This window comes from Janthinobacterium sp. GMG1 (assembly GCF_034427795.1).
Classification (GTDB): domain Bacteria; phylum Pseudomonadota; class Gammaproteobacteria; order Burkholderiales; family Burkholderiaceae_D; genus Janthinobacterium.
In genome coordinates this window covers 1-23,134 of the sequence record NZ_JAXQNT010000015.1, presented here as the reverse complement: position 1 = coordinate 23,134, position 23,134 = coordinate 1, and the positions used below count along the sequence as shown (strand labels likewise).

22 protein-coding genes are annotated in these 23,134 nt (G+C 62.2%); 14 read left to right on the top strand and 8 right to left on the bottom strand.

Annotated elements, in window-relative coordinates; genetic code table 11:
• From tal to SJI03_RS26490, 4 genes are all read left to right on the top strand, one after another.
• On the top strand, positions 1–951 hold the full coding sequence (gene tal / locus SJI03_RS26505) for a transaldolase (RefSeq protein ID WP_099377190.1): 951 nt from the start codon (positions 1–3) through the stop codon (positions 949–951).
• A gap of 65 nt (positions 952–1,016) precedes the next feature.
• The gene (locus tag SJI03_RS26500) at positions 1,017–1,952 is read left to right on the top strand and encodes an ABC transporter substrate-binding protein (RefSeq protein WP_077404737.1); all 936 of its coding nucleotides are present in this window, start codon (positions 1,017–1,019) and stop codon (positions 1,950–1,952) included.
• Positions 1,953–2,029: 77 nt separating this feature from the next.
• The gene (locus SJI03_RS26495; RefSeq protein ID WP_322429183.1) at positions 2,030–3,529 is read left to right on the top strand and encodes a sugar ABC transporter ATP-binding protein; all 1,500 of its coding nucleotides are present in this window, start codon (positions 2,030–2,032) and stop codon (positions 3,527–3,529) included.
• 24 nt (positions 3,530–3,553) lie between these two features.
• Positions 3,554–4,564 (top strand): ABC transporter permease subunit, encoded by a 1,011-nt coding sequence (locus SJI03_RS26490; RefSeq protein ID WP_035819084.1) that lies wholly within the window; start codon positions 3,554–3,556, stop codon positions 4,562–4,564.
• A gap of 50 nt (positions 4,565–4,614) precedes the next feature.
• Here SJI03_RS26490 and SJI03_RS26485 read toward each other — a convergent pair whose 3' ends face one another.
• Entirely contained in the window at positions 4,615–5,040 is a 426-nt protein-coding gene (locus SJI03_RS26485; RefSeq protein ID WP_322429182.1) for a GNAT family N-acetyltransferase, read from the bottom strand.
• 68 nt (positions 5,041–5,108) lie between these two features.
• The gene (locus tag SJI03_RS26480) at positions 5,109–5,909 is read right to left on the bottom strand and encodes a helix-turn-helix transcriptional regulator (RefSeq protein WP_322429181.1); all 801 of its coding nucleotides are present in this window, start codon (positions 5,907–5,909) and stop codon (positions 5,109–5,111) included.
• A gap of 125 nt (positions 5,910–6,034) precedes the next feature.
• Here SJI03_RS26480 and SJI03_RS26475 point away from each other — a divergent pair, with 125 nt between their 5' ends.
• Positions 6,035–7,231 carry an FAD-dependent monooxygenase gene (locus tag SJI03_RS26475; protein ID WP_322429180.1) on the top strand — a complete coding sequence of 399 codons (1,197 nt, stop codon included), beginning with the start codon at positions 6,035–6,037 and terminating at the stop codon, positions 7,229–7,231.
• A gap of 73 nt (positions 7,232–7,304) precedes the next feature.
• Here SJI03_RS26475 and SJI03_RS26470 read toward each other — a convergent pair whose 3' ends face one another.
• The 3 genes from SJI03_RS26470 to SJI03_RS26460 all read right to left on the bottom strand — a co-directional run bounded on the left by SJI03_RS26470 (position 7,305) and on the right by SJI03_RS26460 (position 9,992).
• Positions 7,305–8,303, bottom strand: coding sequence for an NADP-dependent oxidoreductase (locus SJI03_RS26470; RefSeq protein WP_416208791.1), 999 nt, complete (start codon positions 8,301–8,303; stop codon positions 7,305–7,307).
• A gap of 81 nt (positions 8,304–8,384) precedes the next feature.
• Complete coding sequence (locus SJI03_RS26465; protein WP_099377195.1) at positions 8,385–8,687, bottom strand: Dabb family protein; 303 nt, start codon at positions 8,685–8,687, stop codon at positions 8,385–8,387.
• Between the two features lie 126 nt (positions 8,688–8,813).
• Positions 8,814–9,992 carry an acetyl-CoA C-acyltransferase gene (locus SJI03_RS26460; RefSeq protein WP_322429179.1) on the bottom strand — a complete coding sequence of 393 codons (1,179 nt, stop codon included), beginning with the start codon at positions 9,990–9,992 and terminating at the stop codon, positions 8,814–8,816.
• A gap of 228 nt (positions 9,993–10,220) precedes the next feature.
• Here SJI03_RS26460 and SJI03_RS26455 point away from each other — a divergent pair, with 228 nt between their 5' ends.
• Complete coding sequence (locus tag SJI03_RS26455; protein WP_322429178.1) at positions 10,221–11,921, top strand: MFS transporter; 1,701 nt, start codon at positions 10,221–10,223, stop codon at positions 11,919–11,921.
• Positions 11,922–12,031: 110 nt separating this feature from the next.
• Here SJI03_RS26455 and SJI03_RS26450 read toward each other — a convergent pair whose 3' ends face one another.
• On the bottom strand, positions 12,032–12,235 hold the full coding sequence (locus SJI03_RS26450) for a hypothetical protein (RefSeq protein WP_035819100.1): 204 nt from the start codon (positions 12,233–12,235) through the stop codon (positions 12,032–12,034).
• A gap of 192 nt (positions 12,236–12,427) precedes the next feature.
• On the opposite strand from SJI03_RS26450, the gene SJI03_RS26445 reads away from it, so the two are divergent.
• On the top strand, positions 12,428–13,177 hold the full coding sequence (locus SJI03_RS26445) for a nucleotidyltransferase domain-containing protein (RefSeq protein ID WP_322429177.1): 750 nt from the start codon (positions 12,428–12,430) through the stop codon (positions 13,175–13,177).
• Here the strand turns inward: SJI03_RS26445 and SJI03_RS26440 are convergent.
• Positions 13,174–14,079 (bottom strand): LysR family transcriptional regulator, encoded by a 906-nt coding sequence (locus SJI03_RS26440; protein ID WP_322429176.1) that lies wholly within the window; start codon positions 14,077–14,079, stop codon positions 13,174–13,176. The two genes, SJI03_RS26445 and SJI03_RS26440, sit on opposite strands and share 4 nt — an antisense overlap.
• Positions 14,080–14,175: 96 nt before the next feature.
• Here SJI03_RS26440 and SJI03_RS26435 point away from each other — a divergent pair, with 96 nt between their 5' ends.
• From SJI03_RS26435 to SJI03_RS26425, 3 genes are all read left to right on the top strand, one after another.
• A complete protein-coding gene (locus SJI03_RS26435; protein WP_322429175.1) occupies positions 14,176–14,415 on the top strand; it encodes a DUF2798 domain-containing protein in 240 nt (79 codons plus the stop codon).
• A 101-nt stretch (positions 14,416–14,516) separates the two neighbouring features.
• Positions 14,517–14,915: a VOC family protein gene (locus tag SJI03_RS26430; RefSeq protein ID WP_322429174.1), complete on the top strand. Its 399-nt coding sequence runs from the start codon at positions 14,517–14,519 to the stop codon at positions 14,913–14,915.
• 107 nt (positions 14,916–15,022) lie between these two features.
• Positions 15,023–15,871 (top strand): alpha/beta hydrolase, encoded by an 849-nt coding sequence (locus SJI03_RS26425; protein WP_322429173.1) that lies wholly within the window; start codon positions 15,023–15,025, stop codon positions 15,869–15,871.
• A gap of 45 nt (positions 15,872–15,916) precedes the next feature.
• Here SJI03_RS26425 and SJI03_RS26420 read toward each other — a convergent pair whose 3' ends face one another.
• Positions 15,917–18,004 carry a 3-hydroxyacyl-CoA dehydrogenase NAD-binding domain-containing protein gene (locus tag SJI03_RS26420; protein ID WP_322429172.1) on the bottom strand — a complete coding sequence of 696 codons (2,088 nt, stop codon included), beginning with the start codon at positions 18,002–18,004 and terminating at the stop codon, positions 15,917–15,919.
• A gap of 568 nt (positions 18,005–18,572) precedes the next feature.
• Here SJI03_RS26420 and SJI03_RS26415 point away from each other — a divergent pair.
• The 4 genes from SJI03_RS26415 to SJI03_RS26400 all read left to right on the top strand — a co-directional run.
• Positions 18,573–20,270, top strand: a complete 1,698-nt coding sequence (locus SJI03_RS26415) for a methyl-accepting chemotaxis protein (RefSeq protein WP_099377203.1) — start codon at positions 18,573–18,575, stop codon at positions 20,268–20,270.
• Between the two features lie 3 nt (positions 20,271–20,273).
• Positions 20,274–21,098, top strand: coding sequence for a CheR family methyltransferase (locus SJI03_RS26410; protein ID WP_099377204.1), 825 nt, complete (start codon positions 20,274–20,276; stop codon positions 21,096–21,098).
• Entirely contained in the window at positions 21,095–21,619 is a 525-nt protein-coding gene (locus SJI03_RS26405; RefSeq protein ID WP_099377205.1) for a chemotaxis protein CheD, read from the top strand. The genes SJI03_RS26410 and SJI03_RS26405 overlap by 4 nt, the downstream gene beginning before the upstream one ends.
• Positions 21,606–23,134 (top strand): chemotaxis protein CheW (locus tag SJI03_RS26400; protein ID WP_322429171.1); only part of this gene is annotated, 1,529 nt, incomplete at its 3' end. The genes SJI03_RS26405 and SJI03_RS26400, both read left to right, overlap by 14 nt.

The following is a 23,134-nucleotide window of genomic DNA, read 5'->3' as shown; positions in this document are numbered from 1 at the left end:
ATGAATCAGCTGCAACAATTGAAACAACACAGCACCGTCGTCGCCGACACGGGCGACTTCCTGCAACTGGCGCGCTTCGCGCCGCAAGACGCCACCACCAACCCGTCGCTGATTTTAAAAGCCGTGCTGCAGCCCGATTACGCGCCCTTGCTGGAAAGCACGGTCGCCGCGCACAAGCACGCTGCGCTGGACGATATCGTCGACCAGGTGCTGGTGCGCTTCGGCCTGGAAATCTTGAAGGTAGTGCCGGGTCGCGTATCGACGGAAGTCGATGCCCGTCTGAGCTTTGACCGCGATGCCACCGTCGCCCGCGGACGCCGCCTGATCGCCCTGTACGAGCAAGCCGGCATCCAGCGCGAGCGCGTGCTGATAAAGGTTGCCGCCACCTGGGAAGGCATCCAGGCAGCGCGCGAGCTGGAAAAAGACGGCATCTTTTGCAACCTGACTCTGCTGTTCGCGTTTTGCCAGGCCGTTGCCTGCGCCGACGCGAAAGTGCGCCTGATTTCGCCGTTTGTGGGCCGCATCTACGACTGGCATAAAAAATCGCTGGGCGCGGCATGGGACGAAGCGGCGCGCAGCCTGTCCAACGATCCAGGTGTACAGTCGGTCACGCGCATCTTCAATTACTACAAACAACATGGCATCGCCACGCAAGTGATGGGCGCCAGCTTCCGCAACGTGGGGCAGATCACGGCCCTGTCCGGCTGCGACTTGCTGACCATTAGCCCCGACTTGCTGGCCAAGCTCGAAGCGCTTGACGCACCATTCGAGCGCGCCCTGGGCGGCGACCTGGGCGCGGCGCAGCCGGCCATCACGTATGACGAAGCCGCTTTCCGCTACGCCTTGAACGACGACGCGATGGCGACAGAGAAACTTGCCGAAGGCATCCGCGGCTTTGCCGTCGATGCGGGCAAGCTGGACGCCATGATCGAGAAATTACGCAATCAATAAGTTTGCACCCCGTTTTTACCCGTAGCACCGTTTGTTTTTTACAATAAAAACCCTTGGAGATCCTCATGAAAAAAGTCATTACCGCCTCCCTGCTGCTGTCCGCCGCCTGTGGCGCTTTCGCTGCTGACAAACCGCTGAAATCGATCGGCGTGAGCGTGGGCGACCTGGCCAACCCGTTTTTTGTCGCCATCGGCCGCGGCGCGGAAGAAAGCGCGAAAAAGCTCGGTGGCCCTGGCGTGAAAGTCACCACAGTGTCCAGCAAGTATGACCTGAACACCCAGGTGGACCAGATCGAGAACTTCATCGCCAACAAGACCGACATCATCATCCTGAACGCCGTCGACTCCAAGGGCATCGCGCCAGCCATCAAGAAAGCGCGCAATGCGGGCGTGGTCGTGATCGCCGTTGACGTGGGCGCCGTGGGCGCTTCGGCCACCGTGATGTCCGACAACACCATGGCTGGCGACGTGTCGTGCGCCTACCTGGCCAAGCAGATCGGCGGCAAAGGCAATGTGGTGATTTTGAACGGCCCGCCGGTCACGTCCGTGATCGACCGCGTGAATGGCTGCAAGAAAACCCTGGCCGCGTTCAAGGATATCAAGATCCTGTCCGACAACCAGAACGCCGGCGGCAGCCGCGACGGCGGCATGACCGTGATGTCGAACTTGCTGACGGCCCATCCGAAGATCGACGGCGTGTTCGCCATCAATGATCCGACCGGTATCGGCGCCGAACTGGCGATCAAGCAATCGAAGCGCACGGACGTGAAACTGATCACGGCAGTCGATGGCGCGCCCGATGGCCAGAACGCCCTGAAAAACAAGGCCGGCCTGTTTGCCGCCACCTCGGCGCAAAACCCGTACCGCATGGCCACCGACGCCGTGCAGATGGGTTACGACATCATGAACGGCCGCACGCCGAAGCAAACCATGGTGCTGTTGCCGACCCCGGCCATCACCAAGGAAAACGTCGCCACCTACACGGGCTGGGTAAAGAACTGATCTGCCTGACCTGAACCACGTGGCGCCGCCAGCCAGTTGGCAGGCGGCGCCAGTTTCACCAGCAAGGAAGGACAGTCATGAGCGACGATATTATTTTTGAAATGCGCGGCATCGAGAAGCGCTTTGGCGCCACGCGCGCGCTGCGCGGCGTGCACCTGACGGTGCGCAGCGGCGAAATCCATGCCGTGATGGGCGAAAACGGCGCCGGCAAGAGCACCCTGATGAAAATCCTGTCGGGCGTGTACACGCCGGATGCGGGCGAAATCATACTCGACGGTAAACCGATTCGTATCCGCAACCCGGGCGAGGCACGCGCGCTGGGCATCAACCTGATCTACCAGGAATTGAGCGTGGCCAAGAACATGACGGTGGCGCAGAACGTCTTCATGGGCAGCGAGCCGCAAGGACCGTTCTGGACCGTCAAGGGCGGCGAAATGCGCGCGCGCACGAACGCCATCCTGGCCGACCTCGGTTCCCGCTTCGACGCCGACACCATGGTGTCGGCGCTGTCGATTGCCGAGCAGCAACAGGTGGAAATCGCCCGCGCCCTCGTGCATGAAAGCCGCATCCTGATCATGGACGAGCCCACTGCCGCCCTGTCCGACCGGGAAACAGAACAATTGTTCCGCATCATCGAAGAACAGCGCGACAAGGGCCTGGCCGTGCTCTACATCAGCCACCGCATGGCCGAAGTGGAACGCCTGGCGCGCCGCATCACGGTGCTGCGCGACGGCGCCTATGTGGGCGAGCTGGGCAAGGATGAGCTGGATCAAAAGAAAGTCGTGCAAATGATGGTTGGCCGCCCTGCCGATGACTTTTATTCGCACCAGCGCCGCACGACGCGCGGCGCCGAGCGCTTGCGCGTGGAAAACGTGGGCGGCGGCAAGGTCAAGCCTGCCTCGTTCGCCCTGCATGCGGGGGAAGTGACGGGCCTTGCCGGCCTCGTCGGCGCAGGCCGCACGGAACTGGCGCGCCTGATCTTTGGCGCCGACAAGAAACAATCGGGGCAAGTGTGGCTCGATGGCCAGGAAGTGCATATCCACCGGCCGCTGGCGGCCATCCGCCACGGCATCGGTTACCTGCCGGAAGACCGCAAGAGCCTGGGCCTGTTCATGCAATTGTCGGCCATGGAAAACATGTCGATGAATATCCTGTCCAGGCATTCGACGGCGGGCGTCGTCAACCGTGGCGCCCTGACCCAGCTCACGCGCGAGGCGATCAGCAACCTCAACGTGAAGGTATCGGGGCCGGACGGCATCGTCGGCGGGCTGTCCGGCGGCAACCAGCAGAAAGTCTTGCTGGCGCGCTGGCTGGCCATCGCGCCGAAAGTGCTCATCCTCGACGAACCGACGCGGGGCGTGGACGTGGGCGCGAAGAGCGAAATCTACAAGATCATCCACCAGCTGGCGGACGCGGGCACAGCCGTGCTGTGCATTTCCAGCGAATTGGCCGAACTGGTCGGCATTTGCGACCGCGTGATGGTGATGTGCGAAGGCAGGCTCACCGGCGAAGTCACGGGCGACGACATCACGCAGGAAAACATCCTTGCCTATGCCACGCTGCAAGAAGCGGCATAAAAATAATCATTCAGGAGATTCAACATGACAACGAGTACCACCAGCGGCGCCGCGCGCGCCGGCGAACCCTTCAATGCCTCGAACCTGATGCGCCGCCTGGGCATGCTGCCCGTGCTGGTGGTGCTCTACCTGGCCATGTACGGCCTGACCGTGTATTTCTCGGCCGACGGCACGTCGACGTTCATGACCAGCAATAACACCATGAACATCTTCCGCCAGGTGTCGATCAACATCGTGCTGGCGTCCGGCATGACCTTCGTCATCCTGACCAGCGGCATCGATTTGTCCGTCGGCTCCGTGCTGGCGGTCTCGGCCGTGGCAGGCATGCTGATGTCGCTGTCAGCCCAGTTCGCCGGCTTCTCGATTCCCGCCTTCCTCATCGTCGGCCTGCTGCTGGGCGCGCTCAATGGCGTGCTGGTCGCCCTCGTCGGCCTGAACCCCTTCGTCGTGACCCTGGGTACCATGACAGCCCTGCGCGGCGCCGCTTACCTGCTGGCGGACGGCACCAGCGTGCTGAACACGGAAATTCCGAGCTTCGAATGGATGGGCAACGGCAGCTTCCTGGCCGTGCCCTGGCTGATCTGGCTGGCGGCGGCCGTCGTCGTGCTGACGTGGTTTATTTTGCGCAAGACAACCCTGGGCCTGCATATCTACGCCGTCGGCGGCAATATCCAGGCAGCACGTTTGACGGGTATCAAGGTCGGCCTCGTGCTGATGTTTGTCTACACGATCAGCGGTCTGTTTGCGGGCCTGGGCGGCGCCATGTCGGCCAGCCGTCTGTATGCGGCCAACGGCAACTGGGGCACAGGTTATGAACTCGATGCGATTGCGGCCGTCGTGCTCGGCGGCACCAGCCTGATGGGCGGCGTGGGTTCCGTCTGGGGTACCGTCATCGGCGCCCTGATCATCGGCGTGATGAACAATGGCTTGACGATCCTGGGACTGTCGTCGTTCTGGCAGTATGTGGCGAAAGGTGTCGTGATCGTGCTGGCCGTGATCCTCGACAAATGGCGCCAGTCGCACGCGCAGAACTGATTGTGCTGGTATTGTCGGATTACGCGCCTTGCGCGTAATCCGACAATACCCTAGAACACCAGCCGCATCTCCACATGCGCAATCCCCGCCTCTTCAAATTGTTCCCCCTGCTGCACGAAACCGTGGCGCGCATAGAATGGCGCGGCCACGGTTTGCGCGTTCAGCACCACCGCCAGGTCTCCCCGTTCGCGGGCTTTCTCCATCAGCAAGGTCAACATGGCGCCGCCCACGCCCGTGCCGCGGCCCGGCTGGCGCACGGCCATGCGGCCGATGTGGCCATCGGGCAATAGCCGGCCCGTGCCGATGGCGGCACCAAAGTCGTCATAGGCGACGGCGTGCAGGCAGACGGCGTCCATGTCGTCGAGTTCGATCTCGGACGGCACTTTCTGTTCATCGACAAAGACTTCAAAACGGATGGCGGTAGCGTCGGGGCCCAGGGTGGCCCAGTCGCCGAGGCGGATAGTGTGCTTGGTCATGGCATGCGGTAATAAGAGAGGGGCCGCCATTGTCGCACGGCCTGCCACGCCTTGGCAGGTGGTGCGGCTCAAGCGTTCGATTTCAAGTAACGTCCAGGTGTTTCACCGAGTATTTTGCGAAACATGACGACAAAATTGCTCGCGTTCTCGTAGCCCAGGCCCTCCGCGACATGCTGGACCGTGGCGCCCCTGGCCATCCATTGCAAGGCGAGCAGGATATGCAGTTGCCTGCGCCAGCGTCCGAAACTCATGCCGGTTTCCCGGGACACCAGGCGTGACAGCGTGCGCGCACTGATGCCCATCCGCTGCGCCCACGATTCGATGTTGCCCGGATCGGACGGACGCGCCATGATCCACTCGACCAGTTTGCGTAGCCGCTTGTCTGGCGTCAGGGGAAGATGAACCTGGCCGGGCTGCGCCAGCGCCATTTCGTCGAGAAGCAGTGTCATCACTCGTGACGCCATGCCGCCCTCTTCGTAGCGCATCGGCAATGCCGCTGAACGGATCACCAATTCACGCAGCAGCGGCGTGGTCGACAAGGTGCAGCACTCCCGCGGCAACGCGTCGTCCACCGCAGGATCGACATACACCACGTAACAATCGACCGTGCCGGCCCCATCCATTCGATGTTGTGTGCCGCCAGGCACCCAAATGGCGCTTCCTGGCGGCACCAGCCAGAAGCCGCCGTCGACCTCGCAGGTCAGCACGCCCCGCATCCAGAGCAGGAACTGGCCTTTTCGATGCTGATGGAAACCCGCCTCCTTGTGGCTATCCATCTCGCGGCCAACGGCGCCAAGCGTGACCACCGGCCTTGGCACGGAGTCGGGGTCTTCCCATTCACTGGACGAATCGTCGCTGAAAACAGGCATCGGGCACCTTTCAAGGGTCAGTATCAGTGGCAAGAATTCAATATAACATGGCCTGTTGGCTCATTGTGACCAACACGTGGCGCGCCTAACATGGACAGTGACATCACAACCACGAAAGCTGTCAAATGGAACAAACGAAGAAAATCCTGATCTGCGGCGGCGGCATCGCCGGCCCAGCGTGTGCCTGGTGGCTGACCAAGTACGGCTACTCGGTGGTGCTCGTCGAAAAGGCCGGCGCGCTCAGGGTCGGCGGACAGAACGTCGATGTGAAGGATGCCGCGCAGCAGGTCATCAAGCTCATGGGTTTGACGGAACAGGTCGAGGCGCGCAACACGCTGGAATGCGGACAGAAGTGGCTCGATGCGGCCGGCAAGGTGGTGGCTGTTTTTCCGAAAGGTAGTATCGGTGGACTGACCTGCGATTTCGAAATCCTGCGCGGCGATTTCGCCCGTATTTTGTTCGATGCGACCCACGGCACTTGCGAATACCGTTTTGGCACGTCCGTCAGTGGCGTTGAAGAGATTGAAAATGGTGTGCGGGCAACCTTTGCCAATGGCACGGCAGAGGACTTTGAACTGGTGATCTGCGCCGATGGCGTGAGCTCGCCGACCAGAGACCTGGCGCTGGCTGCTGAAACGCGCATGCGTTACCTCGGTGCCTACATGGCGTTTTTCAACATTCCCCGGCGGCCGGAAGACGACTTCTGGGCCTGCTCCGTCAACGGCATTGGCGGTACGATGATCAACCTCAGGCCAGGTGGCCTGACTGAAATTACCGTGCTGATGACCTTTCCTGCCGCTGAACCTGACATGCGGAGTCCGACGGCGCCGTCGCGGCGCGAGATGCTGCGTGCGGCGCTGGCAGGCCGGGGCAAGGTGGCCGATCGTATCATCGCCGAGCTTGATGCCGTCCAGGACTTCTACTTCGGGCCGATGAGCCAGGTGCAAGCTTCCACCTGGTCAAAAGGCCGACTGGTCTTGCTGGGCGATGCGGCGCACTGCCCGACGCCATTCACGGGCAAGGGCACGGCTCTGGCGCTGGTGGGAGCCTACGTGCTGGCGGGGGAAATCAAGAGGTGCGCGACCCACACCCAGGCTTTCGAGGCATACGAACGCATCCTTCGCCCGTATGCCGAGCGTACACAGCGGGAACTGAGCCCTCGCCTTATCCGGCTCATGCACGTGCGGACGCGGTTCGGCATAGCCATCGCACATCTGCTGCAACGGTGCTTCGGCAGCGCCCTGATCCAGTCGCTGTTGCAAGCGAACTCCACGGCCAGGGCGCGCAAGATCGACGAGGATTTCACGCTCCCGATCTATTGAAAGCTTTGCTGTGCTACCGGGCGCAGGCGGGCGAGGAACTGGCGGCACGCCCGGTCACTTCAGGACAGATCGGTTACAACTTCACCAGCTGCTTGCCGAAGTTGCACCCTTTTAAGAGGCCGATGAAGGCTTCGGGTGCGCTGGCCAGGCCGTCGGCCACGGATTCGCGGAATTTCAGCTTGCCTGTTGCCACCAGGGTTCCCAGTTCGGCCAGCCCTTGCGGCCAGAATTCCGGCTGTTCCGAAACGATGAAGCCGCGCACGGTGAGGCGATTGGTGAGGATCAGGCGCGCATTGTCGAGCGGCGTCGGTTCGCCATTGTAGCCGGCGATCCAGCCGCACACGGCAATCCGGCCAAACGCATTGGTGCGCGCCAGCGCCGCGTCGAAGATGGCGCCGCCCACGTTTTCAAAGATGGCGTCGATGCCATCCGGCGTGGCCGCCGCCAGATCGGCCTCAAGATTGCCCGCCTTGTAATCGACGCAGGCATCGAAACCCAGTTCTTCGACAACATAGCGGCATTTTTCCGCACCGCCGGCGATACCGACGACACGGCAGCCTTTCAATTTCGCCAGCTGGCCCACGACGCTGCCCACGGCGCCGCTGGCGGCGGACACGACCACGGTTTCGCCCGCTTTCGGCGCCATGATCTGGTTCAAGCCATACCAGGCCGTCATGCCCGGCATGCCGACGGAACCCAGGTAGGCGGACGCGGGGATATGCGTCGTGTCGACCTTGCGCAGCATCGTGCCGTCCGACACGGCCACTTCCGTCCAGCCCAGGGTTCCCACGACCGTGTCGCCCACGGCGAACTTCGGATGCTTCGATTCCAGCACCACGCCCACCGTGCCGCCTATCATGGTTTCATCGAGCGCTTGCGGCGCCGCATAGCTCTTGTTCGCGCTCATGCGCCCGCGCATGTAGGGATCGAGTGACAGGAACTGGTTGCGTACCAGCAATTCACCATCCTTGATGGCGGGAATGTCTTTCGTTTCCAGACGAAAATGCGCCGGCTGCACTTCCTCATTGGACGCGGGCCGCGAGGCGAGGACGATGCGTTGGTATGTGCTCATGATGCTCCTGTCAATAAAGTTGATGACTACTATTGATATTCCCGACACCGGGTCTGACCCCGGATGTCTGTTGCGTAACGACTAAATCTCATAGTCCATGCACTGCCGCGCTTCCCGTACAGCCCCAAAAAACGGCTTGATTTTCACGTGCTCGGGGTGGTTCTGGTAGGCATCCAGCGCTTCGCGGCTGGCGAATTCGCTGTACAGGACAATGTCGTAGGTCGCTTCCAGGCCCGGCTGGGCCACGGCTGCCTCGAATTTCAATATGCCGGGCACCAGGTCGGAACAGGAATCGAGCAAGGCTTTCAGTTTCAAGGCGTTCGTGGCGCGGTCGGCGCCTTCGGCGTGGTCTAACAATTTCCAGAAAACGATGTGTTTGATCATGGTGGCAGGCTGCTTGTTTATTAATGAAGCATTACTGTACCCGCTATCGGCGCGCCTTGCAGGAAGCGGGCGCGGAATGCAAACGGGCGGCCCTGGAAGCCGCCCGCAGACTGGGTTGACGCTACATCACAGCACTTCGAACAGGCCGGCCGCGCCCTGCCCGCCGCCGATGCACATGGTCACCACCACGTATTTGACGCCGCGGCGTTTGCCTTCGATCAAGGCATGGCCCGTCAGGCGGGCGCCCGAGACGCCATACGGGTGGCCGACGGCAATCGCGCCGCCGTTGACGTTCAGGCGGTCCATCGGGATGCCCAGGGTATCGGCGCAATACAGCACTTGCACGGCGAACGCTTCGTTGAGTTCCCACAGGCCGATGTCGGCGACCGTCAAGCCCGCCTTTTTCAGCAGTTTCGGGATGGCAAACACGGGGCCGATGCCCATTTCATCGGGTTCGCAGCCGGCCACGACGAAGCCGCGGAAGATGCCCAGCGGCTGCAAGCCTTTCGCTTCGGCCACTTTCGCATTCATGACGATGGCCATCGAGGCGCCATCGGAAAACTGGCTGGCGTTGCCAGCGCTGATGACGCCGCCAGGAATGGCCGGGCGGATCTTCGCCACGCCGTCATACGTCGTGTCGGCGCGGATGCCTTCATCGGCGGAAATCGTCACTTCGCGCGACACCAGCATGCCGCTGGCCTTGTCGGCCACGCCCATGATGGTGGTCATCGGCACGATTTCCGCGTCGAACAGGCCGGCAGCCAGGGCGCTTGCTGCGCGCTGCTGGCTTTGCGCGCCGTAGGCATCCTGGCGCTCGCGCGAAATCTGGTAGCGCTTGGCCACGGTTTCGGCCGTCTGCAGCATGGGCCAGTACACTTCCGGCTTGTGCTGCTGCAGCCAGACGTCGCGATACATATGCGTATTCATTTCGTTTTGCACACAGGAAATCGATTCCACGCCGCCGGCCGCATAGATATCGCCTTCGCCGGCGATGATGCGCTGCGCCGCCAGGGCGATGGCCTGCAAGCCTGAAGAACAAAAACGGTTGACGGTCATGCCGGCCGTCGTGACGGGGCAGCCGCCGCGCAAGGCCACCTGGCGCGCGATGTTGCCGCCCGTCGCGCCTTCGGGGAAGGCGCAGCCGACCAGCACGTCTTCCACTTCCTCCGCCTCGATGCGCGCGCGCTCGACGGCGGCCGCCAGCACATGGCCGCCCAGGGTGGCGCCATGCGTCATGTTGAACGCGCCCTTCCAGGACTTGGCCAGGCCCGTGCGGGCGGTCGATACGATGACGGCTTCATTCATGCTGTGTCTCCTTGTGGGGATATTATGGGGTGAGGTATCTGCGCAATGAGAATAGCACATTTAAGTACGGTCGTTCGCAAAGTTCGGGCGAACATCGATTTGTAAGCTTGCTGTAAGTTTCAAGCAAGCATGACGTAAGGTTCGGAGAACACACTCGCCTCCAGCTGTTGCAAGAATGGTCAAAAAGACCGCGGCATCAGTTCACTATAAAACATAGGGAGACAAACCATGGCATCACCATCCGGCTCGGCCGACGTACGGAAAATTTCCACCAAAGGAACGCCGATTACGCCAGAGGAACGCAAGGTCATCTTTGCGTCATCCTTGGGCACCGTCTTTGAATGGTACGATTTTTACCTGTACGGTTCGCTGGCATCGATCATCGCCAAGCAATTCTTCATCGGCGACCCCACCACCACCTTCATCTTCGCGCTGCTGGCCTTCGCCGCCGGCTTCATCGTGCGTCCGTTCGGCGCACTGGTCTTCGGCCGCCTGGGCGACATGATCGGCCGCAAGTACACCTTCCTGATCACCATTCTGATCATGGGCGGCTCCACCTTCATCGTCGGCTTGCTGCCGGGCCACGCCTCCATCGGCATCGCCGCACCGATCATCCTCGTCATCCTGCGCATCCTGCAAGGCCTGGCGCTGGGCGGCGAGTACGGCGGCGCAGCCACCTATGTGGCCGAGCACGCGCCTGAAGGCAAGCGCGGCGCGTTCACGGCGTGGATACAAACGACGGCAACCCTGGGCTTCTTCCTGTCGCTGATGGTCATCCTGGGCACCCGCCTGGCGACCGGCGAAAAGGATTTCGAGGCATGGGGCTGGCGCATTCCCTTCCTGGTCTCCGTCATCCTGCTGGGTATTTCCGTGTGGATCCGCCTGGCCATGAATGAATCGCCGGCGTTTTCCAAGATGAAGGCCGAGGGCAAGACCTCGAAAGCCCCGCTGACGGAAGCATTCGGCCAGTGGAAAAACCTGAAGATCGTCATCCTGGCCCTGATCGGCCTGACCGCCGGCCAGGCAGTCGTGTGGTACACGGGCCAGTTCTACGCCCTGTTCTTCATGATCCAGACCCTGAAAGTGGACCTGGCAACGGCCAACGTGCTCGTCGCCATCGCACTGCTGCTGGCCACGCCGTTCTTCCTGTTCTTCGGCAGCCTGTCCGACCGCATCGGCCGCAAGTACATCATCCTCGGCGGCTGCCTGATCGCCGCGGCGACCTACTTCCCGATCTTCAACGGCCTGACCCACTTCGCCAACCCGCAGCTGGAAGCGGCACTGAAGAACTCGCCAGTAGTGGTGGTTGCCGATCCTGCGTCCTGCCACTTCCAGTTCAACATGACGGGCACCAAGAAATTCCCCTCGTCGTGCGACATCGCCACGGGCTTCCTGTCGAACAGCTCGGTGAACTACACGAAGGAAGACGCGCCAGCGGGCAGCATCGCCAAGGTGCGCATCGGTACGAAGGAATTTACATCGTTTAACGCCGTCATGACGCCGGACGGCCTGAACTTCGATGCGGACAGCAAGGCCCACGAAGTGGCGCTGAAGAAAGAACTGGGCGCCGGCATCAAGGAAGCGGGCTACCCTGCGAAAGCCGATCCGGACCAGATCAACAAGCCGATGGTCGTCTTGCTGCTGTTCATCCTGGTGCTGTACGTGACCATGGTATATGGCCCGATCGCCGCCATGCTGGTGGAAATGTTCCCGACGCGTATCCGGTACACCTCGATGTCCCTGCCCTACCATATCGGTAACGGCTGGTTCGGCGGCTTGCTGCCGACAACGGCCTTCGCGCTGGTGGCCTTCAAGGGCGACATTTATTATGGCCTGTGGTATCCGATCGTCGTCGCCCTGGCGACTGTCGTGATCGGCACCCTGTTCGTCAAGGAAACCAAGGACAACAATATCTACGCTGACGATTAATCTGAAGCAAGCCCCGGTCGCAAGGCCGGGGTCCGCAAAGCAAAACGCCGCTGACTGGTCAGCGGCGTTTGTTTTTTTGTGCAGCGTATGCGGCGTCTGCGGCGGCGAGCTTATTTGTCGCTCTTGCTCTTTTTCAGCTGGTCGCGCTGCTGCACGTATTCCTGATAGCTGGTCTGGTTGCGCTTGCGGCAGGCGTTGCGGTCGTCAAAATTATTGAGGCTGTTGCAATACTCGCCGATCTTGTCCCGGTTCGCGTCATACAGTACTTCGCAGCCGGTGATGGCCAGCAAGAAGGGAATGATCAGATATTTCATTGCTACTCTCATGGATAGGGACGGGATTGCGCGAAAAACACCAGATTGCCCACTGGATAAGCGGGCAGCTTTATCTTAACGCGATCTTGACGAAAAGTACAAGCGCTCGGTATTACTTAATGGAAAGGATTGCCTGCGCGCCCGCCACTGCATGCTATGGTGGCAGTTTCTCCCAGCGGATTCGTACCAGGCATGCCGACCATTCCTCCCGCCCCCTGCGGCCCACTGCAGCACCATTTCGACGCCTTGCTGCAAGACGTTTGCGCCAGCCTGGCTGCGCACGCCGGTAGCTTGCTGGACGGCATATACCTGTATGGCAGCGTCGCCCGCGGCGACGCCACGCCGGGCGTATCCGACCTCGACCTGACCCTGGTACTGCGCCATCCGCCCACGCAGCAGCAGGCCGGCGCGCTGGAAGCGCTGCGCCTGGCCTTGCAGGCGCGCCACCGGGAAGTAATGAAGATCGATTTCGATATCGGCCACCGGGCCCAGGTACTGGCGCCCGAACACCTGTACAGCTGGGGCTACTGGCTCAAGCACCAGTGCCGCTGCCTGTGGGGCGAAGACCTGGCGCGGCACTTTGCGCCGTTCGCGCCCTCGCGCGCCATTGCCCTGGCCGTGAATGGCGACTTTGCCCGCGTGCTGGACGAGTATGCGCAGCGCCTTGATGACGAGCGCGACCCTGCCGTCATCGCCCGCCTGCAGCGCGAAGCGTCGCGCAAGCTGATTCGTTCCTGCAACACCCTGCGCCAGGATGGCGATCCAGGCTGGCCCGCCAACCTGGACGAGCATGTGGCGCTGTTGCTGCGGCACTCTCCCGCCATGCAGGCGCCCATCGCGTATTTCCTGGCCCAGGCCAGGCCCGGTGCCGCGCCAGCCAGCGGTTTTACGCCAGCGCTGCGCCAGTTCACGCTGTGGCTGACGCAGCAACAGGCAAGCTAAACGCCCGGCTCTTCGTTCAACAAGGGATTATCCGCCGCAAACGCCGCCAGGTGCTCGAGCAGCACGCGCACGCGGGCCGGCAGGTAGCGCCGCTGCGTCCACACGGCATACACATGGCGCGGCTGCGGCATCCAGTCGGGCAAGACGCGCACGAGGCTGCCCCGGGCCACTTCCTCGCGGCATTGCAAAAGCGGGCACAGCAGGATGCCAATCCCCGCGTCGGCCATCTCCACGGCCAGGCGCATCTCGTTGACGCGCAGGCGCGCCTGCGGTTCGATCACCATTTCGGCGCCGTCGCCGGGCCGCCGCAAACGCCAGCTGCGCAGCGGCTCGGCCACGATCAGCTCGTGCTTTTCCAATGCCTGCAAGTCGCGCGGCACGCCGGCGCGCGCCAGATAGCCGGGCGCGGCCACCATCACCAGCGCGGCGCTGCCCAGCCGGCGCTGCATCAGCGAGGAATCGTCGAGCGCGCCCACGCGGATGGCCAGGTCGGCGCCGCTGCCCACCAGGTCTTGCAGCAGGTTCGACAGTTCCAGCTCCAGCCGGATGTCCGGATACTTCTGCATGAAGCTGACCCAGGCCGGCGTCAGCAAGCCGCTGGCGAAGTTGACGGGCGCCAGCACGCGGATGCTGCCCGAGACCGCCGACAGGCTGGCGTCAAGCTGCTGCGTCGCCTGCCGCAGGGCGTGCACGAGGGGACGGCACTGCTCGTAGTATTGCCAGCCTTCCGCCGTCGGCTGCAAGCGGCGCGCACTGCGGTTGAGCAAGCGGTAGCCGAGCTGGCTTTCCAGCTTTTGCAGCCGGCGCGTGACGGTCGCGGCGGGCAAGTCTTCCTTGACGGCCGCCGCATGCAGGCTGCCCGCCTCCACGATGGCGACAAATAAGGCTAAATCATCAAGCATGATTGCATTTTCGGAATTTGAAATTAAAAATATGGCTCTAGTATAGATTGCTGCAAGTCGTTACGCTGCATATCCTTACCATGTTGAAAGTGCCCCATGTCCGAAGCCCTGCGTTTGCGCTGTGTATTTGCCTTCCTGATGTCGCTGGTCATGACCCTGCTGATGAGCGCCTGGGTCACCTGGCTCAATATCGGCCTGCAGGCCGACTTCCTGCTCCGCTGGCGCCATGCGTTCTTTGCCGCCTGGCCCGTGGCCTTTTGCGCCGTGATGCTGTTCGCGCCCCGCGTGCAGCTGTTCAGCCGCAGCATCGTGGCCCGGCTCGCCAGCCGCCCTTAACCGGCAGTCGGCCAGCAACAGTATCACTCGGTCACTTCCGCCCACGGCCGCCCTGATCCGGGCTATGCTATGGCCGTCCTTGTTTTTATAGCGGAGTACCCATGCTAGATCACGTTTCCCTCACCGTCAGCGACCTGGAACGCGCCGAGCGCTTCTACGACGCCATCTTCGCCGCGCTTGGCGTGCCCAAGGTGGGCAGCGACCATGCCGATGCATGGATAGGCTATGGCGAGCGCAGCGATGCGCAGCATCCCGAGCGCAGCTATTTTTCCGTGCGCCTCGGCCCCACGCCCGACGACGCGCCGCGCCGCCATTGCTGCTTCAAGGCCCCCTCGCGCGCGGCCGTGGAAGCGTTCTGGCATACGGGGCTGGCGCACGGCGGCATCGACCTGGGCGCGCCCGGCTTGCGCCACTATCACGCCAGCTATTACGCGGCCTTTTTGTTCGATCCGGACGGCAACCGCATCGAAGCCGTCTGCCATCACGCCGACGCCGGCTGACAGGACGGGAAATCCGCCTCTGTTCGGCATTTCCACTTCGGCACGATTTGCCTATAATGGCTGGCAAGCCATACCCGTCCCCGGTCCGTGCACCAAGAAGGAGATTCATGCATCATCTATTCGTCGGCCGCCCCGCGCGCACCATGCTCCTCTCCAGCGCAGGCCTGCTGCTGGCAGGCTGTTTTTCCGGCTGCTCCCTGTTGCCATCGACCCCGGTCATGCCCGGCGTGCCGGCCACGGCCGCCCTGCCCGACGCCAGCATCGCCTACACCCTGAGCGGCCAGGGCGGCTTGCCCGTGGTCTTCCAGTCGGCCATGGGCGACGGCAAGGATGTGTGGGCCAAGGTGGTGCCCGAAGTAGCTCGGCAGCACCGCGTGCTCGTGTATGACCGTCCCGGCTACGGCGACAGCAAAAAAACCACCACGCCGCGCGACCCGTGCACCATTGCCGCCCAGCAGCGCGCCCTGCTGGCGCAAGCGGGCCTGAAGCCGCCGTATGTGCTGGTCGGCCATGGCCTGGGCGGGCTGTACCAATATGTGTATGCCAGGCTGTACCCGCAGGACGTGGCCGGCCTGGTCTTGCTCGATCCCACGCACCCGCAGCAATGGAACCGCCTGCAGACGGACGCGTCCGCCTACGCCATGCTCGTCAAAACGCGGCGCAAACTCATGTTCAACAGTACGGAATCGGCCGAATTCGATGCCCAGACGCAGTGCCTGCAGCATGTCGACATGAGCAGCCCGCTGCGCGTGCCCGCCATGCTGCTGGTACGCGACAAGTTCGGCATCGAGGAAATGGGTTCGTTCGAGAACGTGGTGCGGGCCCAGGAAAAGGATTGGCAGCGCCTGTCCGGCGCGCCAGCCGTCGAGCGCATCACGGGCGCCGGCTACTACATCCAGAAGGACAACCCCGTCATCGTCAACGAGGCGGTCAAGATGGTGGCGAAGAAGAAATAAAAAAAGGGCAGAGAAATCTGCCCTTTGTCATTCAACAGCCCAACATCAGCTATTGAAACCCTTGCCCTCGCCCGCCAGTTTCACCAGCAACGGCGCCGGCGTCCACGCTTCGCCGTGGCGGCCCTTGGCATAGCCGGCTATCGTGCCCTGCACGTTCGGCAAGCCGACCGTGTCCGCATAGAACATCGGGCCGCCGCGGAACAGCGGGAAGCCATAGCCCGTCAAATACACCATGTCGATGTCCGAGGCACGCAGGGCGATGCCCTCTTCCAGGATGCGCGCGCCTTCATTGACCAGCGCATACACGAGCCGTTCGACGATTTCCTGGTCGCTGATCTTGCGCCGCGCCACGCCGATGTCGGCGGAGTGCTGGATGATCATGGCGTTGACCTGTTCCGATGGATACGCCTTGCGGTCGCCCGGCTTGTAGTCGTACCAGCCGGCGCCCGTCTTCTGGCCGTAGCGTTTCAATTCGCACAGCAGATCGGCCGTCTTCGAGTACGTGACGTCCGGTTTTTCCACGTAGCGGCGCTTGCGGATGGCCCAGCCGATGTCGTTGCCGGCCAGGTCGCCCATGCGGAACGGGCCCATGGCAAAGCCGAATTTCTCGGCCGCCTTGTCAACTTGTTCCGGCAGACAGCCTTCTTCCAGCAGGAAACCGGCCTGGCGGCTGTATTGCTCGATCATGCGGTTGCCGATAAAGCCATCGCACACGCCCGAGACGACGCCGGTTTTCTTGAGCTTTTTCGACAGCGCCAGCGCCGTGGCCAGCACGTCCTTGCCGGTCTTCGCGCCGCGGACGATTTCCAGCAGCTTCATGACGTTCGCCGGGCTGAAGAAATGCGTGCCGACCACGTCTTGCGGCCGTTTGGTAAACGCGGCGATCTTGTCCAGATCCAGGGTAGACGTGTTCGAGGCGAGGATGGCGCCCGGCTTCATGACGGCGTCAAGCTGCTTGAAGACGGTTTCCTTGACGCCCAGTTCCTCGAAGACGGCTTCGATGACGATGTCCGCCTGCGCAATGTCGACGTAGGCCAAGGTGCCGCTGACCAGGGCGATGCGCTGCTCGGCCTTCTCTTGCGTCAGCTTGCCCTTTTTGACCGTGTTTTCATAATTCTTGCGTATCGTGGCCAGGCCCTTGTCCAGCTCTTCCTGTTTGGTTTCCAGCAAGATCACGGGGATGCCCGCGTTGGCGAAGTTCATGGCGATGCCGCCGCCCATGGTGCCGGCGCCGACGATGGCCGCGCTGGCGATGGCGCGCACGGGCGTGTCGGACGGCACGTCGGGCACCTTGCTGGCGACCCGTTCGGCAAAAAAAGCGTGGCGCAGGGCTTTCGATTCAGGCGACTGCACCAGTTGCATGAACAGGTCGCGCTCGTACTTCAAACCCTCGTCGAATTTCATCGTCACGGCAGCCGCCACGGCATCGACGCATTTGAGCGGTGCGGGGAACGGGCCGGACATGGCTTTCACCGTATTGCGCGAAAACTGCAGGAACGCTTCGTGGTTCGGATAGTCGACCTTGCGCTCGCGCACTTTCGGCAACGGGCGCACGTCGGCCACCTTGGTGGCGAAGGCCACGGCGGCGGCCAGCAAATCGGCGCCGGGCGCGATGACTTCGTCGAACAGGGCCGTGCCGGCCAGTTTTTCGGACGCGACGGGCGTGCCGGAAACGATCATGTTCAGGGCCATTTCCAGGCCCAGCACTCTAGGCAGACGCTGCGTGCCACCCGCGCCCGGCAAGATGCCGAGCTTGACTTCTGGCAAGGCCATCTGCGCGCCAGGCGCGGCCACGCGATAGTTGCAGCCCAGCGCCAGCTCCAGGCCGCCACCCATGCAAACGCTGTGGATGGCCGCCACCACCGGCTTGGTCGACTGCTCGACGACATTGATCAGGGTGTGCAGGGTCGGTTCCGTGAGCGCCTTGGGCGAATTGAATTCCTTGATATCGGCGCCGCCCGAAAAGGCCTTGCCGGCGCCCGTGATGACGATGGCTTTGATGGCCTCGTCCGCCAGCGCCTGGCGGATGCCGGCCACGGCGGCCGTGCGCGTCGCCAGGCCCAGGCCATTCACGGGCGGGTTGGCCAGGGTAATGACGGCAACGGCGCCGTTCACTTGATATTCAGCACTCATGTCTCTTCCTTATTGATTTTTGCTCAGCGATGAGGTGGTTGCAAGGGATGAAGCTTCACTATACCGCATAAAAGAACGCTCGTATTATTTTTGTCGCGTGCGCGCAGCCGTCAGCATGTTACGCCATGGTACAACATCGTTTGCGGAAAGATTCTGCTGCATGCAGCAAGCGCCAGTAGAAGCTATCACTTGGATATTCATTTAAATAATAAAATCACAATAATAATAACGTCGTTTTATTATTCGAAAAAGTGACTTTGTTATATGCCAGCATGGGCTAATTACGACAATTTTGACATTATTTATTCCCGCCCCTTGTTTTTCGCCAGATGCTGGGGAATAATAAAATTATTGATTCAAATCAATACTCTACAATTTATTTACCATAAGGCATACTGCGGGGCAAACACTGGCGGCCGTTCATCGCGCACATTCTCACCGATTATCACCAGGTGTCGGCCCATGCAATAACACCGCTGTCTTAATCATTGTCTTAAACCGATAGCAGAAAAAATAATAAAAGCAGCCTTATCGCTCCCCTTCCTCTTCTCACCCCGAAGGAAATACTATGGACGCAGCCAGCCATGTCAGCCACTCCCAGGATCTGGACTTACAAGCGATAAATACTGCATTGAACCGTGTCCAGGCCGTCATCGAATTCGAGCTCGACGGCACCATCCTGCATGCGAATGAGAATTTCCTGCGTGTCGTCGGCTATACCCTGGCGGAAGTGCAAGGCAAGCACCATGCCATCTTCTGCGACCCCGAGTATGTCAAAACGGACGAATACAGCAACTTCTGGGCCAAGCTGGGACGCGGCGAATTCGACCAGGGTGAATACAAGCGCCGCGCCAAGGATGGGCGCGAAGTGTGGATCAACGCTTCCTACAACCCCATCCTCGACGCGGACGGCAAGCCGTATAAAGTCATCAAGTTCGCTACCGACATCACGGCCCTGAAAAAGCGCAATGTCGAATACGAAGGCAAGGTCAGCGCCATCGGCAAGGCGCAGGCCGTGATCGAATTCGACATGCAGGGCAATGTGCTGGAAGCGAATGAGAATTTCCTCGCCGTCATGGATTACGACTTGAGCGATATCCAGGGCGAGCACCACCGCATGTTCTGCGAGCCCGAGTATGCGAGCAGCGCCGAGTACAAGAAATTCTGGCAAAAGCTCAACCGCGGCGAATTCGACGCGGGCCGCTACAAGCGCCTGGGCAACCATGGCAAGGTGGTGTGGATACAGGCCACCTACAACCCCATCCTCGACCTGAACGGCAAGCCATATAAAGTGGTCAAGTTCGCCATCGACATCAGCGAACAGGTGAACCTGGAAAACAGCATCCAGTCCAAGGCCGCCAACGACAGCCGCAAGGTCAATGCCCTGCTCGAATCGGTGGCGCGCGCGGCGCAAGGCGACCTGACCTGCAATATCGTGCCCGAGGGCGACGAGCCGATCGACCTGCTGGCCGGCGGCATCAGCAAGATGATCGTCGACTTGCGCGGCGTGATCGGCAACGTGGTGTCGGCCGCCAACGGCTTTGCCGACGCCTCGCACACGATCGCCGAACGGGCCACGGGCGTGGCCGTGGGCACGCAGGCGCTGGGCGCCACGGTGGAAGAAATGAACGCCTCCATCGATGGCCTGACGTTCTCCATCAATTCCATCGCGGAAAACACCTCGAATGCCGATTTCCTGGCGAAAGCCACGCAGCAGGAAGCGGAAGCGGGCGCGCGCGCCGTCGCCAAGTCGATCGAGGCGATGGACTTGATCAACCGCTCGTCGGAAGACATCGGCGAAATCGTCAAGGTCATCAGCGAAATCGCCAACCAGACGAACATGCTGGCCTTCAATGCGGCCATCGAGGCGGCGCGGGCGGGCGAGCACGGCCTGGGCTTTTCCGTCGTCGCCGACGAGGTGCGCAAGCTGGCCGAGCGTTCCTCGCAAGCGACCAAGGAAATCTCCAAGCTGATCAACGAATCCGTCAAGCGCGTCTCGACGGGCAGCGAGATTTCGCGGCAGGCCAGCGACGCCTTCGACAAGATCGTCTCGGGCGTGGCGAAAACCACCCTGGCCATTTCCGATATCTCGAAGGCGGCCAACGAGCAGCTGCTGACGGCGCGCGAAGTGTCCACGGCCATCCAGTACATCGCCGAGGAAACGGAAAAGTCGGCTGCCAACTGCGACAGCATCGCCCGCTCGACGGACGGCTTGAACGAGCGCGCTGGCAGCCTGAACCAGACTGTCTCCGGCTTCGTGGTGTAGGCCATGAGCCACGCGGCCACCTTGACGCCCGAGGTGCTGACGACCCTGATCGCGCTGGTGCGCGAGCATACGGGCATCGCCATGACGGCGCGCAAGAGCGTCTTGCTGGAACGGCGCTTGCAGCCACGGCTGCAGGCGCTGTCCCTGCACAGCTACCAGGCTTATCTGGACCGCGTGGCCAGCGACCGCGATGAAGTGGCCCATTTCATCGACCTGGTGACCACCAATGACACCCTGTTCTTCCGCACGCCGTCGATCTGGGATTATTTCCGCGACCGCTACCTGCCCGCCTGGGCCCGCGCGCATCCGGACGGCTGCCTGTCCATCTGGTCGGCGGCCGCCGCCAGCGGCGAAGAACTGTATTCGATCGCCATGCTGTGCGAGCAATTCAAGCTGCAAGCGCCCGCCTTCCGCTACCAGATCCTGGCCAGCGACATTTCGCAGCAGATCCTCGGCGCGGCGCGGGCCGGCCAGTACAGCGGCCGCTCCGTCGAGCGCATCCGCCTGTCGCACCCGGACTTGCTGCGCAAATATTTCACGCCCGCGCCGTATGGCGTCCAGGTCAACGAGGAATTGCGGCAAAACGTCAGCTTTGCCCAGCATAATCTGCTGGACGCATTGCGCCCGGCGCGGCAGTTCGACCTGGTCTTCCTGCGCAACGTGCTCATTTATTTCGATGCCGAGCACCAGGAAACCGTGCTGCGCCAGGCGCGCCTGAGCCTGAAGGACGAAGGCCGGCTGATCCTGGGCGAGTCGGAAACCATCGCCCGGCTCGGCACCGGCTACCAATTTGAGTTTCCCATGATTTATAAGGCGGGTAGCGCATGAGCATCATCCTCGACCCTGGCTTGCCGCTGCACCATGTTGGCATGGGACAACTTAGCGTGGGCACGCATGGCGAGCAGCTGCAAGCCTTGCTGGGCTCGTGCATCGGCATCGGCTTCATCTGGAAGAATGGCCCGTGCTGCGGTCTGGCCCACTGTTTGCTGCCGGAAGCGCCGGGCGCCGACAGCAGCCTGGGGGCACGCTATGTAAGCCAGGCCGTGCCTTCGCTGCTGCGCCTGATGGGCGTGCGCCAGGCCGACTACGCCGATATCGACGTGGTGCTGGCGGGCGGCGCCAGCATGTTTGGCCCGCGCAATGGACGCCTGCAAGTGGGCCGGCAAAACGCGGAAGCGGCGCAAAAGTACCTGGACCAGTGCGGCTTGCACGTCAGTTTTTGCGCGCTGGGCGGCCGCCATGGGCGCCAGTTGCTGATCGATTGCGCCCGGCACAGCTATGCCGTCACCGATGTGGTGGCGCAACCCGAATGGATTCCACGCAAGGAAGGCGCATATGGATATGCATGAAGCGACAGGCTTGCAAGCGCAGGGCGCAAGCGGCACGGCCACAGAACTGTTCGGCTCCTTCCACCTGGGCGACGATGAATTCGCCCTGCCCGCCAGTTGCATCCGCGAAGTCGTCAATTACCCCGCGAAAGTCACGGCCCTGCCCCTGTCGCCCGCGTATCTGGAAGGCATGTTCACCTTGCGCGGCAGCGTCATTCCGGTGGTCAACCTGGGCCGCTTGTTCCGCGCCGATGCGCCGCGCGCCGTGGCCACGGACAAGATCGCCATCCTCGACTTCCAGCAAGTGCTGATCGGCATCGTCTTCCAGGATACGGGAGAGATCCTGCGCGTGCCCGCCAGCGCCCGCAGCGCCCTGCAATATGCGGCCGGCGACAGCCACGCCGTCATCGCCGGCACCATCCTGCAGGGCGGCGGCGCGCGCCTGCTGCAGGTACTCGACCCGCACGCCCTGCTGCGCATCGAAAACGTGCCCCATGTGCTGGCCCTGCAGGCGACGGGCGCCAAGCTGAGCACGGCCCGCTACCATGCCCAAAGCGAACGCCGGCAATGCGTCAGCTTCCGTGCGGCCGGCGCCACGTTTGCCTTTGAAATGCTGGCCATCCAGGAAATCATCCGGGTGCCGGAACTGCACAGCTCCCTGCTGAACAGCGAACTGTGCCTGGGGCGCATGCATTTTCGCGGCAGCCAGGTGGCCGTCGTCGACTTCGGCGCGCTGCTGCAGGCGCCCGCGTCCGGCACGGCGGTCACGGCCGCAACAGGCGATCAGCGCATCATCGTCGTGCGCCTCGACGACACGACCGTGGGCTTCCTCGTCGATTCCGTCGACAGCATCGTGCATTTCTTTGGCGACGAGGTGCTGCCGATTCCCCTGCTGAGCAAGGCGCGCGCCGCCATGTTTGCCGGCTGCATCACGAAAGAGGGGCTGGGCGACATCATTTTCCTCGACCACAAGGGCATCCTGTCGCAGGCCGAGATCGTCGAGATGCGCGACGGCCACGCGCGCCTGTACCCGGCCGACACGGACGCGAAAACGGCCACCACGCGCAAGGCGCCGCGCCGCGTCTACATCACGTTTACGGTGGAAACCCGCTTCGCCGTGGAAATCGGGCAAGTGCGCGAAATCATCGACTTCAGCGGCGCCATCACGACGCCGCCGGGCATGCCGGCCTGCATGCGCGGCATGCTCAATTTACGCCAGCAAATGATCAGCATCATCGACCTGCGCCAGTTGTACGCCATGCCGGCCTTGCCGGACGCCAGCGCGGGCAAGATCCTCATCGTGGAACGGGGCGCCGAGCGCTACGGCTTCCTTGTCGACCATGTCGATAACATCATGACCATTTCCGACAGCCAGCGCTTTGCGGCGCCGCAAATCATCCGCACGGGAGAGCATGACGACTTGCGCAGCGAAATGGATGAGATGATCGATATCGGCACGGATGCGCAGCGCCAGACCCTGTCCGTTTTCCAGTGCGATCACTTGCTGGAAAAGCTGGGGTCGGCGCTGCCGCGGGC

Coding starts and splice junctions, on each gene's coding strand:
- SJI03_RS26455 (WP_322429178.1), top strand. CDS start 10,221: ATGGCATCACCATCCGGCTCGGCCGACGTACGGAAAATTTCCACCAAA.
- SJI03_RS26425 (WP_322429173.1), top strand. CDS start 15,023: ATGCATCATCTATTCGTCGGCCGCCCCGCGCGCACCATGCTCCTCTCC.
- SJI03_RS26405 (WP_099377205.1), top strand. CDS start 21,095: ATGAGCATCATCCTCGACCCTGGCTTGCCGCTGCACCATGTTGGCATG.
- SJI03_RS26415 (WP_099377203.1), top strand. CDS start 18,573: ATGGACGCAGCCAGCCATGTCAGCCACTCCCAGGATCTGGACTTACAA.
- SJI03_RS26470 (WP_416208791.1), bottom strand. CDS start 8,303: ATGAGCACATACCAACGCATCGTCCTCGCCTCGCGGCCCGCGTCCAAT.
- SJI03_RS26475 (WP_322429180.1), top strand. CDS start 6,035: ATGGAACAAACGAAGAAAATCCTGATCTGCGGCGGCGGCATCGCCGGC.
- tal (WP_099377190.1), top strand. CDS start 1: ATGAATCAGCTGCAACAATTGAAACAACACAGCACCGTCGTCGCCGAC.
- SJI03_RS26435 (WP_322429175.1), top strand. CDS start 14,176: ATGTCCGAAGCCCTGCGTTTGCGCTGTGTATTTGCCTTCCTGATGTCG.
- SJI03_RS26410 (WP_099377204.1), top strand. CDS start 20,274: ATGAGCCACGCGGCCACCTTGACGCCCGAGGTGCTGACGACCCTGATC.
- SJI03_RS26460 (WP_322429179.1), bottom strand. CDS start 9,992: ATGAATGAAGCCGTCATCGTATCGACCGCCCGCACGGGCCTGGCCAAG.
- SJI03_RS26495 (WP_322429183.1), top strand. CDS start 2,030: ATGAGCGACGATATTATTTTTGAAATGCGCGGCATCGAGAAGCGCTTT.
- SJI03_RS26465 (WP_099377195.1), bottom strand. CDS start 8,687: ATGATCAAACACATCGTTTTCTGGAAATTGTTAGACCACGCCGAAGGC.
- SJI03_RS26430 (WP_322429174.1), top strand. CDS start 14,517: ATGCTAGATCACGTTTCCCTCACCGTCAGCGACCTGGAACGCGCCGAG.
- SJI03_RS26500 (WP_077404737.1), top strand. CDS start 1,017: ATGAAAAAAGTCATTACCGCCTCCCTGCTGCTGTCCGCCGCCTGTGGC.
- SJI03_RS26420 (WP_322429172.1), bottom strand. CDS start 18,004: ATGAGTGCTGAATATCAAGTGAACGGCGCCGTTGCCGTCATTACCCTG.
- SJI03_RS26450 (WP_035819100.1), bottom strand. CDS start 12,235: ATGAAATATCTGATCATTCCCTTCTTGCTGGCCATCACCGGCTGCGAA.
- SJI03_RS26490 (WP_035819084.1), top strand. CDS start 3,554: ATGACAACGAGTACCACCAGCGGCGCCGCGCGCGCCGGCGAACCCTTC.
- SJI03_RS26480 (WP_322429181.1), bottom strand. CDS start 5,909: ATGCCTGTTTTCAGCGACGATTCGTCCAGTGAATGGGAAGACCCCGAC.
- SJI03_RS26440 (WP_322429176.1), bottom strand. CDS start 14,079: ATGCTTGATGATTTAGCCTTATTTGTCGCCATCGTGGAGGCGGGCAGC.
- SJI03_RS26485 (WP_322429182.1), bottom strand. CDS start 5,040: ATGACCAAGCACACTATCCGCCTCGGCGACTGGGCCACCCTGGGCCCC.
- SJI03_RS26445 (WP_322429177.1), top strand. CDS start 12,428: ATGCCGACCATTCCTCCCGCCCCCTGCGGCCCACTGCAGCACCATTTC.